Below are 13,464 nucleotides of genomic sequence, written 5' to 3'. Positions count from 1 at the left end.
CGGGGAGGGCACATGGAGGACGGAACGCTGCTGGCCCGGGCGCTGAGTGGTGCCGCGTCGCCGCCGATGCCCGCCGACGCGCTGACCGAGCAGATACTCGACGCGGCCCGCGAACAGTTCATGACCTTCGGCCTGCGCCGCTCCACCGTGGACGACGTGGCGAAGCGCGCCAAGGTCTCCCGGGTCACCGTGTACCGTCGCGTCGGCAACAAGGACGCCCTGGTGTCCGCCTGCCTGCTGCGCGAGTACCGGCGCTTCGTCGCCGATGTCGACAGTGCCGTGGCCGCCCTGCCGGCCATGGAGGACCGGCTCGTCGAAGGCTTCGTCGCGGTGCTGCGGCACATCCGCGAACACCCGCTGATCGGCGGGCTGATGCGGCTGGAGCCCGAGACGATGCTGCCCTTCCTCACGCTGGAGAGCGGGCCCGCCTTCCTCGCCATGCGCGGATACCTGACCGACCGGCTGCGCCGTGCCCAGCGCGACGAGGGCCGCCCGGAGAGCGATCCGACACCGGTGGCGGAGCTGATGGTGCGGATCACGGTGTCCTTTCTGCTCAATCCGGTGAGCTGTTTCGAGTTGGACGACGATGATCGGGTGCGGGATTTCGCGCGGCGCTATCTGCTGCCGCTGCTGGACAGCTGACGCCGGTGGGGTGGGGGTGCCTGCGGCGGGCTACGGGCTGGGAGTGGGGCGTAGCCCCACAATCCAGCCCCGCCGGCGTTTGAGGCGCGGGGTCTGGGGCGGAGCCCCAGTTGTGGGAAGGGGCGGGTAGGGGAAAGAAGCCCGCCGCAGGCGCCGCCCCCCTACCACCGCCCGTGCCACCACCTCCCCAGCTCCACCGCCCGCGCCGCCCTCGCGCCCGGCGTCGCGAACGACGTCAGGTCGGCGAGCGGTGCGAAGCGGCGGACGGTCATGGAGCGGGGCGTCGCGAACGCGCGCAGACCGTCCGCGCCGTGGATCCGGCCGTAACCGGACTCACCCGTGCCGCCGAACGGCAGCGCCGGCACCGCCGCGAAGCCGAGCACCGAATCGACCGACACCGCGCCCGCACGCAGCCGCTCGGCCACCGCCTGCCCGGCGGCGCGGGAACCGGCGAAGACCGCCGCGCCGAGCCCGTACGCGGAGGAGTTCGCCCGCGCGACGGCCTCGTCCATGTCCCGCACCCGGTTGACGGCGACGACCGGGCCGAACGTCTCCTCCGTCATCGCCGACGCGTCCTCGGGCACCTCGGTCAGCACCACCGGACCGACGAACGGCGGCCGCAGCGACCCGGGCCCGCCCAGCAGAGCCCGGGCCCCGGCCGCGAGGGCCTCCTTCACGTGTCGTTCCACGACCGCGAGCTGTCCGGGCAGGGTCAGCGGGCCGTAGTCCTCGCCCGGCGTCAGCCCGCGCGCCCTGCTCACGATCCGCTCGCACAGGCCGTCGTACGCCGACCCGACGACGTACACCCGCTCCACGCCCGCGCAGGTCTGCCCGGCGTTCGCCATCGCCCCCCACACCACCGCGTCCGCCACGGCGTCGAGATCCGCGCCCTCGCCCACCAGTACCGCGTCCTTGCCGCCGCATTCCGCGAGCAGCGGCGTGAGGGTCGCGGCGCAGGCGGCCGCCACCTTCCGGGCGGTTCCCGGCGAACCGGTGAACGCGACCTTGTCGACGCCCGCCGATCCGGCGAGCACCTCGCCGACCGTCCCGGGTCCGGTGACCGCCAGGAACAGCCCGGCGTGCTCCGGCACCGCGTCGGCGAAGCTGCGGGCCAGTAATTCGCCCACCGAGCTGGTGAGTTCGGAGGGCTTGAAGACGACGCCGTTGCCTGCGGCCAGGGCGTAACCGATCGAGCCCATCGGGGTGTAGACCGGGTAGTTCCAGGGCCCGATCACCCCGATCACGCCCATCGGCCGGTACGCGAGCAGCGCTCGCTGGTGCGCGGACAGCGGCCCGGACGGCACGCGCCGACGCCCCAGCACCCGGCGGGCGTTGCGTGCCGCCCAGTCCAGATGCACGAGCGCCAGCAGCACCTCGGCCCGCGCGTCATGGTGCGGTTTGCCCGTCTCGGCGGCGACCGTCTCCGCGACCTCGTCCATCCGGGCGGCCAGCGACCGTTTCCAGCCGAGCAGCGCGGCGCGGCGCCCGCCCCAGCCGGCCGCCGCCCACCGCGCGGCGGCGGCCCGCGCTTGTACGACGGAGGCCTGTACCTCGTCCGGGGTGCTCATGAAGTCTCCTGTTCCAGTGGCCTGTTCTGCGCCCAGTGCGGGCCGAGGTCGTCGAGCGTCCAGCCGAACGGGTACGAGCGGGGCTTGGGCAACGACGGGCGGCGGTGCGGCCGGGCGGGCAGCAGCCGTACGACGTACGAGCGGGCCCGTACGGCGCGGACGGCCAGCGAGCGCAGCCAGGGCGGCTGGGGCCGGAATCCGAGGGGGCGCAGCAGCGGTTCGTCGAGGAGCGCGAGCGAGAGGCGGGCGATCAGGGGCCGCAGCGGGCGCGGATACCAGCTCACCATCGTCCGGAAGGTCGCCGCCGCCACGCGCCGGTTCGCCGGGTCGTACGCGAACATCTCCCGCTCGTAGTCGACGAGCAGCTTCTCGAAACCGGCGTACGTGGTCGGCGCGCCGTCGATGTGCATCGCCTGCGCCATCCGGTGGCCGACCAGGGCCAGCGCCTCCACCTCGTTGGCGCACAGCGGCCGCCAGCCGAACCGGTCGATCCAGCGTTTCGGTCCGACGACGGTCGTGGCGAGGACGAAGAGGAAGTCCTCGTTGGGGATCCGGTACCGGCCGTGGATGCGGTTGAGATGGCGGGCGGCGGCACGGCCGCGCGGTGAGTCGAAGCCGTCCTGGGCCATTTCGAAGCCGAAGAGGACGGTGTCGTCGTAGCGCTTCTGGCCGGCCTTCTCGAACTCCTGGGTACGGTCGAGGAGCTGGGAGATCCGGGGCACTCCGTAGTCCCGGAGGAAGGCGACGCTGACGCCCTGCATGTAGTCCCAGGGGAATTCGTACTGGGTGATCAGTTTGTGGATCAGCTCGTAGTCCTGGGCGGGGTCCATACGGCGGATCTCGCGGAGCCGGGTGTAGCGCCCCATGGCGGTTGGCCTCCTCAAGCGGTTCGGGGGCGGGCGTCGAGCCCTGAGAAGCGGACATCGGCGGCGTCGACGAGGACCTGGCCGGCCTCGACCGTCTCCAGGGTGAGCCGGGGGAGACGTACGGCCACGGGCAGATTGGCCGGGATGACGTCGGCGCCGAGGCAGATCCGGGGTGTGCTCACCCCCAGGAGCGGGATCTCGATCGAGCCGGTCAGCTGGGTGGCGTATACGTCGACATTCCGGATGTCGAGCTGGACGTCGATGGTCGAGGGCGTGCCGCTCGGCCCGGTGACGCGCAGGTGGTAGTCCTTCGCGACGATCCGTCCGGCATGCACCCAGAGGACTTTGACGCGGCCGCCGCCGAGGGTGGGGAGGTACGTGGCGCCGTGCACGATCGCGTCGTACGCGTCGAGCCGGGCGGCGCTCACCTGGGGGTGGTACGGGCTGACGGGGTACGTCGCCCGGCCGGGTCCGGGTTGCTTGCCCACCACGATCGGCGGCCTGAGAGGAGTGAGATCACCGGGGTCCGCTCCGGTCCCTCCGGTCGCCGCTGTCCCTCCGGTCGCAGCCGTCCCTACGGTCGGCGCGGTTCGCCGCGAGGGCGGCGGCCCTTGCGGAGGCGGGTTGTCGAGGCCGCCGGTGTCGACGCCGGTGAGGCAGGGGAGCGTGATCTGCTCGGCTCCGGTGGGCGCCGGGGCGTCGGCCGCCCGGGAGTGCCCGCCTCCGCGTGTGGGTGCGGCTCCGGTCGGTCCGGCGGCCAGTACGAGCACGGCCGCTGCCGCGGCGAGTGGCCTGAGCGAAGCGAGTGAGACGAGAGAGATGTGTGAGACGCGCGTGGCGAGTGGGAGAGCCGTGCCGTCCCCGGGCGACCGGTCCGGAATCCGGCGCGCGGCACGGCTCTCACGCGCTTTTGGGGACGGGTTCCTCACCTCCGGGCCGTGCGGGCCGCGTCCGTGGACGGCGGTGACGAACGGTTGCCCGTCCGCCGCCGAGGCCGGCGCCGGGACGTTCGGCGCCTGCGTGACCCGCGCCGCCGAGGCCTCCCGAGCCGACGTGGCCCGCGCCGCCGTCTCCGTACCCCTCGTACCCCCGTCCTCGGCTCGATGCGGCAGCCAGCCGAAAGCCATCGACGAGCCCAGCAGTCCGAGCCCCACTCCCACACCGAAGCCGCCCAGGTTCGTCGTCGCCAGGGACACGAGCGAGGCGATGGCCGTCACCACGGAGACGAACATCCGCTGGGCCGGTACGAAGACGAAGAAGAGGCCGCCCGCGATGAGCACCAACCCCACCCCGATCGCGGACATCGCCCCGATGCCGACCTTCAGCATCAGCGGCAGCGGCGCCAGCGGAAGGACGATCATTTCGAGACCGCCCAGCACGGTCCACACACCCGCCCAGAACGGGCGCCGCCTCCGCCAGGACCGCAGCGGCCGGCGCAGGCCCGGGGCCGGGAGGACACGATCCAGCCAGTCGCCGGTCTCCTTCAACAGCTCGGCCCCGAAGCCGAGCACCAGAGAGATCATGGCCCGGCCCCCTCAGTAGCACTCTGTGCCGTCGTGGCTGAGCTCGATCTCCACCTTGTCCAGCGTGAGCGACCCCCCGTTGGACGCCCACGCCGTGCTCTTCACGTCCCGTGCCACCGCCGACGACGCCTGTACACCGAAGAGTCCGGCCGGCCCGGTCACCCCGGGCGCGGCGTCGAGCGTCGAGGCGTCGCGGCCCGCCTGCACCCCGGTCACCCGCCCGCCCGCACTCGTCAGCGCGTCGGCGTTCACCACCAGGTTCTCGCCCTTGACCGGCTTGTCGCTGCCGGATCTGACGATCAGTGAGACCTCGCCGACCATCGGCAGGTCCTGCTTCATCGACAGACAGACCCCCTTGGCCGTGCCGCTCCTGATCCCGGCGAGCAGCACCGCGTGTCCCTTGCCGTCCTTGGTGCCGATCGACGACGGGAAGCTGGAGATCCCCTCGCCCGTGATCTCCTCCGCCGACACCTTGAAGTTCTTGCCGGAGACCGCGAAGGACGCGGCCATCGCGCCCTGGGCGAGGGCGATGACGACCGCGCCGACGGCCAGCACGCCAGGGACGAGCATCACCGCCGTTCTCTTCCAGTGCGTGCGCCCCTCGGGGCCCAACTCGCGCTGTTCCCGGGCCATATGACGGCCCCCTCTCGTCCGGAGAGTCAAAGTTACAAAGACTATTGACTTGTTTCACGAGACGCGTCAACACTGCTGACACAGATTCAGAAGAGCGAGAAAGGAGCGCTCATGGAGGGCGACCGCACCGCCAGGACGTCCGAGAAGTCAACGGGTCCGGCCCCCCGCCGCGGCGGAGCCGCCTGGCGGTACTTCGGGGACAGCCGCAACTTCCTCATCGCGCCCCAGCTGCTGCTCCTCCAGGTCGCCCACCCCGTCGTCGGCGCGGGCGTCGAGCAGCACTCCGACTTCCGCGCCGAGCCCTGGCAGCGGCTCTGGCGCACGGTCTCCTCCCTCGCCACCGTGATCTACGGAGGCCAGGCGGCCGCCACCGCCGAGGCCGACCGCATCCGCGAGCTGCACAAACCGATGAAGGGCACCGACGACCGGGGCCGCCGCTACCACGCGCTGAACCCCGAGGCCTACCACTGGGTCCACGCCACCCTCGTCCGCGGCGGCGTCGACGGGCACCGCGTCTTCGGCAAGGGCCTGAGTCCGCAGGAGACCGAGGCGTACTACCGCGACATGCGGGGCGTCGGGCGCGTCTGGGGCCTGCGGGACCACCACATGCCCCCGGACTGGGCCTCGTTCTGCGCGTACTACGACGAGGTCGTCCAGAACCGCCTCGAACTCAACCGGTCCGTCCACGACGTACTCGACGAGCTGCGCCGACCGCGGAAACCGCCGGTCCCGTGGATACCCGGCCCGCTCTGGCGGCCCTTCGCCGCCGTCGCCTCGCACTACGCCCTGCTGGTCACCGTCGGCACCCTGCCGCCCGTGCTGCGCGAGCGCCTCGGGCTGAGCTGGACCGAGCGCCAGGAGCGTGCGCTGCGCCGCTTCGCGCGCCTCGTCCGCGCGCTCACGGTGCTGCTCCCGCCACCCCTCCGGATCGCCGGAAGCCTGGCGATCGCATACTGGAATACGCACAAGCCGGGCACCGCACCAGGCGCCCGCCGACCGCTGGGAGCACACGTATGACCAGGCCGGACCCCGTACCGCCGCCTCCCGGCGGAGTGCTGTGGACCCTCGCGGGCGACGTCCGCGGGCTGCTCATGCTGCCCGCCGCGCTCACCATGCAGGTGGCGCACCCGGCCGTCGGCGCCGGGGTCGACGACCACTCCGTGTTCCGTACCGACCCCTGGGGGCGCGGAGAGCGCTCCCTGCGCTCGCTCCAGCTGTGGGTGTACGGCGGAGAGGCGGCGGCCGAGGAGGGGCGCCGGCTGCGGAAGCTGCACAGGACCATCCAGGGCACCGACACCCGGGGCCGCCACTACCACGCGCTCAGCCCCGAGTACTACGCGTGGGTCCACGCCACCGGGTTCCCCGTCTACCAGCACGCCGCGCGCTATCTCGTCCGCCCGCTCACCGACGCGCAGGAGCGGCAGCTGTACGCGGAGTGGCTGCGCGTCGGACGGATCCTCGGCATCCACGACCGGGACATGCCGCAGACGATCGAGGAGTTCTGGCCGTACTACCGCAAGGTCCTCGCCGACGAGTTGGAGGCGACCGCCGTCGTCCAGGAGCTCACCGCCGTCGACCGGCCGGTGCCGCCGCCCGACCGGGGGCCGCTCGTGCTGCGGCTGCTGCTGAGGGTGCTGTGGCCGGTACTGCTGCCGCCGCTCGCCCGCTTCCGGCGGTTCGTCACGGTCGGGCTGATGCCGCCTGACGCGCGTGAGGCGATCGGGTTGGAGTGGACGGACGAACAGGAGCGGAGGCTGCGGCGCTTCGGGAGGTTGGTGCGGGCTGTGGTGCCGGTGCTGCCGGAACGCCTGCGCTATCTGCCCCTGGCGCGCGAGGCCCGCAGCGCGGTGCGGAGCGCGCGGCCCCGCTGACCCTGACGGGGCGCGTCAGGGGGCGCCTGCGGCGGGCTCTTTCCCCACCCCGCCCCTTCCCGCAGTGTCGATTTGCGGCTCCGCCGCGTGGGGGGCTCTGCCCCCGAACCCCCGCGTCTCAAACGCCGGCGAGGCTGGATATGGGGCTCTGGGGGCTTGCCCCCAGTTTCGGGAAGGGGCGGGTAGGGGACAGCCCGCCGCAGGCGCCCGGCACCCCCTCACGCCGAGGCGCGGCGTACCAGTCGTGTCGGGGTGACCACCGGCAGTGGCGACGCGTCCGGCTCGCGCAGCATGCGCATCAGCAGGCGCACCATCCGGCGCCCGTTCCCCTCGATGTCCTGGCGGACCGTCGTGAGCGGCGGATCCGTGGTCCCGGCGACCGACTCCATGTCGTCGAAGCCGATGACCGCGACATCGTCCGGCACCCGCAGGCCCCGCTCGCGCAGCACCCGCAGTGCGCCCGAGGCCATCAGGTCGTTCGCGGCGAACACCGCGTCCAGGTCCGAGTGCCGTTCCAGCAGTTCCGCCATCGCGCGCGCCCCGCTCTCCACGGTGAACGCCCCCTGCGCGACGATGCCGCGCGCGGCTCCGAGAGCCTCGCGGTAACCGGCGACCCGGTCCAGCGCGGAGGTCTGGTCGCGCGGTCCCGCGATGTGCGCGACGCGGGTGCGGCCGAGCGCGACGAGATGGCGTACCGCCTCGCGCGCCCCGCCGCGGTTGTCGCAGTCGACGTACGGAACCGGCTGCCCGGAGGTCGTGCCCGGTCGCCCGCCGAAGACCACCGGCACTCCCGACTCCCGGACGATCGCGGGCAGTTCGTGCTCGTCGTGGAGCGAGAAGGCGAGTGCCCCGTCGACATGGCCGCCGCCGAGGTACCGGGCGATACGGTCGTGGTCCTCCGGCCCCTCCACCCACAGCAGCACCAGCTGGGAGTCGTTCGCCGTCAGTTCCCGGCTGATGCCGCGTAGCTGCCGCTCGAAGAACGGGTCGGAGAAGATCCTGAACTCGGGCTCGGCGATGACCACCGCGACCGCGCCGGTGCGCCGGGTCACCAGCGACCGCGCGGCCTGGTTCGGTACGTAACCGAGTTCGGCGATCGCCGTGCGCACCCGTTCCACCAGCGGCGCGCGGACACCGGCGCCGCCGTTGACGACGCGGGAGACCGTCGCCCGGGAGACCCCGGCGCGGGCGGCGACGGCCTCCAGGGTGGGCCGGGCTCCAGTGGTCGGGTCGGGCAACGGATGCTCCTCGTCGGCGCGTCGGACCGTACCGGCACGAGGGTAGCCGCCGGCGCCGCCGCCCGGCCCGGGGCGACGGCGCCACCACACCCCGTACGTCAGTGGTCGTGGTCGTGGATCGTGTTCGTCGCGGCGATCTTCTTGTACGACTTCGGCTGCACCGGCCGGACGCTGTCGGCGCCGGCGATCCGCGCGTCCGCCGCCGCCGGGGCGGCCGGCTTCGTCGGCTCGTACAGCCAGGTCTCGAACAGCTCCGCCAGCGGCTTGCCCGAGATCTTCTCGGCGTACCGGACGAAGTCGCCCACGCTCCCGTTGCCGTTCGCGTTCACGGTCGGCCAGCCCTTGAGGATCGCGAAGAAGTCGTCGTCGCCGATCTCGTTGCGCAGCGCCTGCAGGGCCAGCGCGCCCCGGTCGTACACGGCGATGTCGAACTGCTTGTCCGGCCCCGGGTCGCCCGGCTTCACCGTCCAGAACGGGTCGTCGGCCGGGTGCAGCGCGTAGATGTAGTCGGCGAGCTCCTGCGCGGTGCCCTCGCCCTCCTTCTCCGACCACAGCCACTGGCTGTAGCGGGCGAAGCCCTCGTTGACCCAGATGTCCTTCCAGCCCTTGACGGAGACGCTGTCGCCGTACCACTGGTGGGCCTGCTCGTGCACGACCACCGAGACGTTGGCGCCGTTCGCGAACTGGCGCGGGCTGTAGAACGGGCGCGTCTGCGTCTCCAGGGCGTAGCCGCTCTTCACGTTCGGGACGTAGCCGCCGAGCGCGTTGAACGGGTACGGGCCGAAGTACTCCTCCAGCCATTCCGTGACCTCGACGGTCCGCTCGACGCTCGCGCGCGCCGCGCCCGCGTTGTCGCCGAGGTCCTTGCTGTACGCGTTGAGGACGGGCAGGCCGCTCGCGGTCCTGTCGGTCGTGATGTCGAACTTGCCGACCGCGAGCGTGGCGAGGTACGGCGCCTGCGGTTTGTTCGAACGCCAGTTGTAACGCGTCCAGCCGAGCCGCGACGACTGCGACTGGAGCACACCGTTGCTGATCGCCTGCGTCCCGTCGGGCACGGACACGGAGATGTCGAACGTCGCCTTGTCCAGCGGATGGTCGTTCGACGGGAACCACCACACCGCCGCTTCCGGCTGCTGCGCGGCGACGCCGCCGTCGGGGGTGCGGTGCCAGGCGGTGTAGCCGCCGATGTTGAGCTCGGAGGGCTTGCCGGCGTACTTCACCACGACCGAGACCGGCCGGTTCCTCTCCAGCGGGGAGGCGGGCGTGATCTCGAGCTCCTGGTCGCCGCTCTTCGCGAACGCCGCCTTCCTCCCGTTCACCCGTACATCAGTGACGGTCAGTCCGAAGTCGAGGTTGAAGCGGGAGAGGTTCTGCTTGGTGGTGGCGAGGATCGTCGCCGTGCCCTCCAGCAGGTCGGTCGTCGGCTGGTACTTCAGCCGCAGGTCGTAGTGCGAAACGTCGTAGCCGCCGTTACCGCTGGCCGGGTAGTAGGGGTCGCCAATGCCCGAGGCCCCGGGCACGAAGTCTGCGGCCGATGCCGGGATCGCCAGCAGAAGTGAGGCCGCGAGCGCGCTCGGGACGAGGATTCTGCGGTGCACGAGTGCTCCAAGTCGTCGGTGCGGATGATCTCTTCGGACCTTATTCACGCCCATGTGCGCAGTCATGTCCATGGCCTCTGTTGTCACACGAATGCCATTCGGCCGACATGATGCACGGTGTCCCCATCGGACACTTTCGACCGTCTACTGCCCTCTTTTGCAAGGGAGTTGACCGGAGTACCTTCCGGCCATGCCGAAACGTGCCAGATCACTCATGGTCGCGGCCACCGCCGCCGCCCTGATATCCGCTCTCGTCCCACCAGCAGGGGCCGCCACGTCCGCCGCGCCCCGCGAGAGCCGACCCGTCTACTCGTACGACAACGCGATCCGTGAGTCCGCCTGGGTGGACACCCGGCTCGACGGCGACGGGGACGGCCGCACCGACCGCGTCGCCGTCGACATCGTCCGGCCGCGGGAAGCCGCGCGACAGGGCCGGAAGATACCCGTGATCATGGACGCCAGCCCGTACTACTCCTGCTGCGGGCGTGGCAACGAGAGCCAGAAGAAGACGTACGACGCGAACGGCGATCCCGTCCGGTTCCCGCTCTATTACGACAACTACTTCGTGCCGCGCGGCTACGCCTTCGTGGCCGTCGATCTGGCCGGAACCAATCGCTCCGACGGCTGCGTCGACGTCGGCGGCCGCTCCGACATCCTCTCCGCCAAGGCCGTCGTCGACTGGCTGAACGGCCGCGCCCGCGCCTACACCACCCGCACCGGCGGCGAGCGCGCCACAGCCGGCTGGACCACCGGCAACGTCGGCATGACCGGCAAGAGCTGGGACGGCACGATCGCCAACGGCGTCGCCGCGACCGGGGTCGAGGGCCTGAAGACCATCGTCCCGATAGCCGCCATCTCCTCCTGGTACGACTACTACTTCGCCAAGGGTGCCCCGCTCTACGACTCCGGCCCCGACTGGCTCTCCGACTACGTCGAAAGCCCCGAGGCCCGAGCCCGCTGCCAGGCCGTCCAGAAACGCCTGGTCGACGAGGCCCCGCGCACCGGCGACCGGACCCGGCTGTGGAGCGAACGCGACTACGTGCCGGCCGCCGACAAGGTGCGGGCCAGTGTCTTCGTCGTCCACGGGATGCAGGACCTCAACGTCCGTCCGGGGCACTTCGGTCAGTGGTGGGACGCCCTCGCCGAGCAGGGCGTGGAGCGCAAGATCTGGCTGTCCCAGACAGGGCACGTCGACCCGTTCGACTTCCGCCGCGCCGAGTGGGTGAAAACCCTGCACCGGTGGTTCGACCACTACCTCCTCGGTTACGACAACGGCATCGACCGTGAACCGATGGCCGACATCGAACACGCCCCCGACCAGTGGTCCACCGACCGTGTCTGGCCGCCCCGGTCCACCGCGACCACCACCGTCCGCCCCGGCAAGGGCACCACGGCCGGAGTCGGCACCCTCGGCCTGAAGCCCGCACGGCCCGGCGCCACCGAGACCTTCACCGACGACCCCCGGCTCGGCGAGACCGACTGGGCCGCGGACATCGACCGGTCCACGCCCGCCAAGGCAGGCTTCACCACCCGGCCGCTCAGCCGCGACCTGCGTCTGTCCGGCTCCTCGAAGGTCACCGTCACCGCCACCCCGTCGACCACGACCGCGCATCTGTCCGCCGTCCTCGTCGACCTCGGCCCGGACACCATCCGCGACTACGCCGCCGCGGGCGAGGGCATCACCACCCTTCCCGAGCGCACCTGCTGGGGCGCGAGCACCACCGGCGACAGCGCCTGCTTCAAGGAGACCGCGGCGCGTACGACCGCCGTCGACCACACCGTCGTCAGCCGCGGCTGGGCGGACCTCGGCAACCACGCGTCGCCGGACACGGGCCGCCCGCTCATCCCCGGCAGGCCGTACACGATCACCCTCGACCTGCATGCCACGGACCATGTCGTCCCGGCCGGACACCGCCTCGCCCTGATCGTCGGCGGCACCGACAAGGACCTCATCGACCCGCCGTCCACCACTCCGACGCTCACCCTCGACCTGGCGCGTACGTCCGCCGGCCTCCCGGTCGCCGGAGGCACCGCGGCCTTCCTGCGGGCCACCACGGGCACCCCGCCGGCCGCCGCCCCGCACGCGTCCCGGCTCGACGGTGTCGGCGAGCCGCGTCCGATCCGCCCGATCCCCGGAGGCAGCACCCGATGAAGCTCCGCACCCTCGCCGTGGCGCTCTGCGCATTCGCCGCACCGCTGACGGCCGTACCCGCCCACGCGGCCCCCGCTCCGGCGGCTGAGAGCCTGCCGCGCACCGGATTCGAAGCGTCGAACGGGGCGCGCTGGACCAGCCAGCCCGAGGAATGGCAGTTCCTCGACCTCGTCGACCGGGCGAGCGACCGGGTCTCCCTGCGCACCATCGGCACCACCCGGCAGGGCCGCCCGCTCCAGCTCGTACGCATCGGGGGCGAGCGCCCCACGGCGAACACCATGCTGCTGATCTGCAGTCAGCACGGCGACGAGCCATCGGGCCGCGAGGCCTGCCTCACCACCGTGCGCGATCTGGCCCAGGCCCGGGACGCGAAGACCCGTCGCTTCCTGGACCGTACGACCGTCCTTGTCATCCCCACCGCCAACCCCGACGGCCGCGCGGCCGACACCCGGGAGAACGCCGACGGCGTGGACATCAACCGCGACCACATCGCCCTCAGGACCGCCGAGGGCCGGGCGCTGGCCTCCGTCATCAGGGACCGGCGGCCCGACGTGATCTACGACCTGCACGAGTACGGGGCCACATCCCCGTACTACGACAAGGAGCTGCTCTCCCTCTGGCCGCGCAATCTGAACACCGACGCGCGCGTGCACGACGAGGCGCGCACCCTCTCCGAGGGGTACGTACGGCCCGCCGCCCATGACGCGGGCTTCAGCAGCGGTATCTACGGCATCTGGACCGACCCCGTCACCGGTGAGCCCGTCAAGCAGGTCGCGGGCGACGGCCAGGAGCGCATCCTGCGCAACACGGCGGGCATCAAGCACGCGGTCGGGCTGCTCGTCGAAACCCGCGTCGACGCCCTCACCGAGGCGGAGAAGAACGACCCGGCCCTCAACAACCGTCGCCGTGTGAGCACCCAACTCACGGCACTGGAGGGGGCGTTCAGCTTCGTCGACGCCCGGCGCGGCCGTATCGAGGCCGCCACGGGCGCCGCCCGCCTCGCGGGACTGAGGGACACGGGCCCGGTCCACATCGGCGGCGCCGACAACGACCCGGCGACCCCCGAGGAGACCCTCCAGGACCCGCCCTGCGGCTACCGGCTCACCGCCGCGCAGTACGCGGACGTCCGGGACGAACTAGCCCTCCACGGCGTCGTGGCGAGGCACGTCCGTGACGGAGCGTACGTACCGCTGAGGCAGTCGCAGCGGGCCCTCGTGCCACTGCTCCTCGACGAGCGGGCGGCATACCACCTTGTATCGGGACAGCCTGACACCGCCTGTTGATGCCGGGTGACGTGCGTGACCTGTGGTAGGGCCTACGGAGAGCGAAACAGCCGCTCCCTGAGCCCCACCAGCGAAAGGTGCCCCAGGTGC

11 protein-coding genes are annotated in these 13,464 nt (G+C 72.0%); 5 read left to right on the top strand and 6 right to left on the bottom strand.

The annotated features are described in order from the left end of the window. Positions 1-12 precede the first annotated feature (12 nt). Positions 13-642, top strand: a complete 630-nt coding sequence (locus tag ABT342_RS07415; protein ID WP_502965479.1) for a TetR/AcrR family transcriptional regulator — start codon at positions 13-15, stop codon at positions 640-642. A gap of 161 nt (positions 643-803) precedes the next feature. Here ABT342_RS07415 and ABT342_RS07410 read toward each other — a convergent pair whose 3' ends face one another. Genes ABT342_RS07410 through ABT342_RS07395 form a run of 4 tightly spaced genes read right to left on the bottom strand, consistent with a single transcriptional unit; the run spans position 804 to position 5,232 of the window. Continuing rightward, entirely contained in the window at positions 804-2,210 is a 1,407-nt protein-coding gene (locus ABT342_RS07410; protein WP_351568381.1) for an aldehyde dehydrogenase family protein, read from the bottom strand. Further along, positions 2,207-3,076 (bottom strand): oxygenase MpaB family protein, encoded by an 870-nt coding sequence (locus tag ABT342_RS07405; protein WP_351568378.1) that lies wholly within the window; start codon positions 3,074-3,076, stop codon positions 2,207-2,209. Before ABT342_RS07405 ends, ABT342_RS07410 begins: the two co-directional genes overlap by 4 nt. A gap of 14 nt (positions 3,077-3,090) precedes the next feature. Then, positions 3,091-4,599: a DUF6114 domain-containing protein gene (locus ABT342_RS07400; RefSeq protein ID WP_351568375.1), complete on the bottom strand. Its 1,509-nt coding sequence runs from the start codon at positions 4,597-4,599 to the stop codon at positions 3,091-3,093. Between the two features lie 12 nt (positions 4,600-4,611). Continuing rightward, positions 4,612-5,232, bottom strand: coding sequence for a DUF6230 family protein (locus ABT342_RS07395; protein ID WP_351568372.1), 621 nt, complete (start codon positions 5,230-5,232; stop codon positions 4,612-4,614). Positions 5,233-5,343: 111 nt separating this feature from the next. On the opposite strand from ABT342_RS07395, the gene ABT342_RS07390 reads away from it, so the two are divergent. Both ABT342_RS07390 and ABT342_RS07385 read left to right on the top strand, forming a co-directional pair. Beyond that, complete coding sequence (locus tag ABT342_RS07390; RefSeq protein WP_351568369.1) at positions 5,344-6,249, top strand: oxygenase MpaB family protein; 906 nt, start codon at positions 5,344-5,346, stop codon at positions 6,247-6,249. Continuing rightward, positions 6,246-7,103 carry an oxygenase MpaB family protein gene (locus ABT342_RS07385; RefSeq protein ID WP_351568366.1) on the top strand — a complete coding sequence of 286 codons (858 nt, stop codon included), beginning with the start codon at positions 6,246-6,248 and terminating at the stop codon, positions 7,101-7,103. The genes ABT342_RS07390 and ABT342_RS07385 overlap by 4 nt, the downstream gene beginning before the upstream one ends. A gap of 218 nt (positions 7,104-7,321) precedes the next feature. Here the strand turns inward: ABT342_RS07385 and ABT342_RS07380 are convergent, their stop codons facing one another. Together ABT342_RS07380 and ABT342_RS07375 are read right to left on the bottom strand one after the other, a co-directional pair. After that, complete coding sequence (locus tag ABT342_RS07380; protein WP_351568363.1) at positions 7,322-8,341, bottom strand: LacI family DNA-binding transcriptional regulator; 1,020 nt, start codon at positions 8,339-8,341, stop codon at positions 7,322-7,324. A 98-nt stretch (positions 8,342-8,439) separates the two neighbouring features. Next, positions 8,440-9,939: a M1 family metallopeptidase gene (locus ABT342_RS07375; RefSeq protein WP_351568360.1), complete on the bottom strand. Its 1,500-nt coding sequence runs from the start codon at positions 9,937-9,939 to the stop codon at positions 8,440-8,442. 190 nt (positions 9,940-10,129) lie between these two features. On the opposite strand from ABT342_RS07375, the gene ABT342_RS07370 reads away from it, so the two are divergent. Together ABT342_RS07370 and ABT342_RS07365 are read left to right on the top strand one after the other, a co-directional pair. Further along, complete coding sequence (locus ABT342_RS07370; RefSeq protein ID WP_351568357.1) at positions 10,130-12,091, top strand: Xaa-Pro dipeptidyl-peptidase; 1,962 nt, start codon at positions 10,130-10,132, stop codon at positions 12,089-12,091. Beyond that, positions 12,088-13,374 (top strand): M14 family metallopeptidase, encoded by a 1,287-nt coding sequence (locus tag ABT342_RS07365; RefSeq protein WP_351568354.1) that lies wholly within the window; start codon positions 12,088-12,090, stop codon positions 13,372-13,374. The genes ABT342_RS07370 and ABT342_RS07365 overlap by 4 nt, the downstream gene beginning before the upstream one ends. Positions 13,375-13,464 lie beyond the last annotated feature (90 nt).

The sequence above is a fragment of the Streptomyces sp. NPDC000410 genome (assembly GCF_040300305.1).
Classification (GTDB): Bacteria; Actinomycetota; Actinomycetes; order Streptomycetales; family Streptomycetaceae; genus Streptomyces.
The sequence above is the reverse complement of the archived record's forward strand: the minus strand, read 5'-3'. Positions and strand labels throughout refer to the sequence as shown.

Coding starts and splice junctions, on each gene's coding strand:
- ABT342_RS07410 (WP_351568381.1), bottom strand. CDS start 2,210: ATGAGCACCCCGGACGAGGTACAGGCCTCCGTCGTACAAGCGCGGGCC.
- ABT342_RS07395 (WP_351568372.1), bottom strand. CDS start 5,232: ATGGCCCGGGAACAGCGCGAGTTGGGCCCCGAGGGGCGCACGCACTGG.
- ABT342_RS07400 (WP_351568375.1), bottom strand. CDS start 4,599: ATGATCTCTCTGGTGCTCGGCTTCGGGGCCGAGCTGTTGAAGGAGACC.
- ABT342_RS07385 (WP_351568366.1), top strand. CDS start 6,246: ATGACCAGGCCGGACCCCGTACCGCCGCCTCCCGGCGGAGTGCTGTGG.
- ABT342_RS07370 (WP_351568357.1), top strand. CDS start 10,130: ATGCCGAAACGTGCCAGATCACTCATGGTCGCGGCCACCGCCGCCGCC.
- ABT342_RS07415 (WP_502965479.1), top strand. CDS start 13: ATGGAGGACGGAACGCTGCTGGCCCGGGCGCTGAGTGGTGCCGCGTCG.
- ABT342_RS07365 (WP_351568354.1), top strand. CDS start 12,088: ATGAAGCTCCGCACCCTCGCCGTGGCGCTCTGCGCATTCGCCGCACCG.
- ABT342_RS07405 (WP_351568378.1), bottom strand. CDS start 3,076: ATGGGGCGCTACACCCGGCTCCGCGAGATCCGCCGTATGGACCCCGCC.
- ABT342_RS07390 (WP_351568369.1), top strand. CDS start 5,344: ATGGAGGGCGACCGCACCGCCAGGACGTCCGAGAAGTCAACGGGTCCG.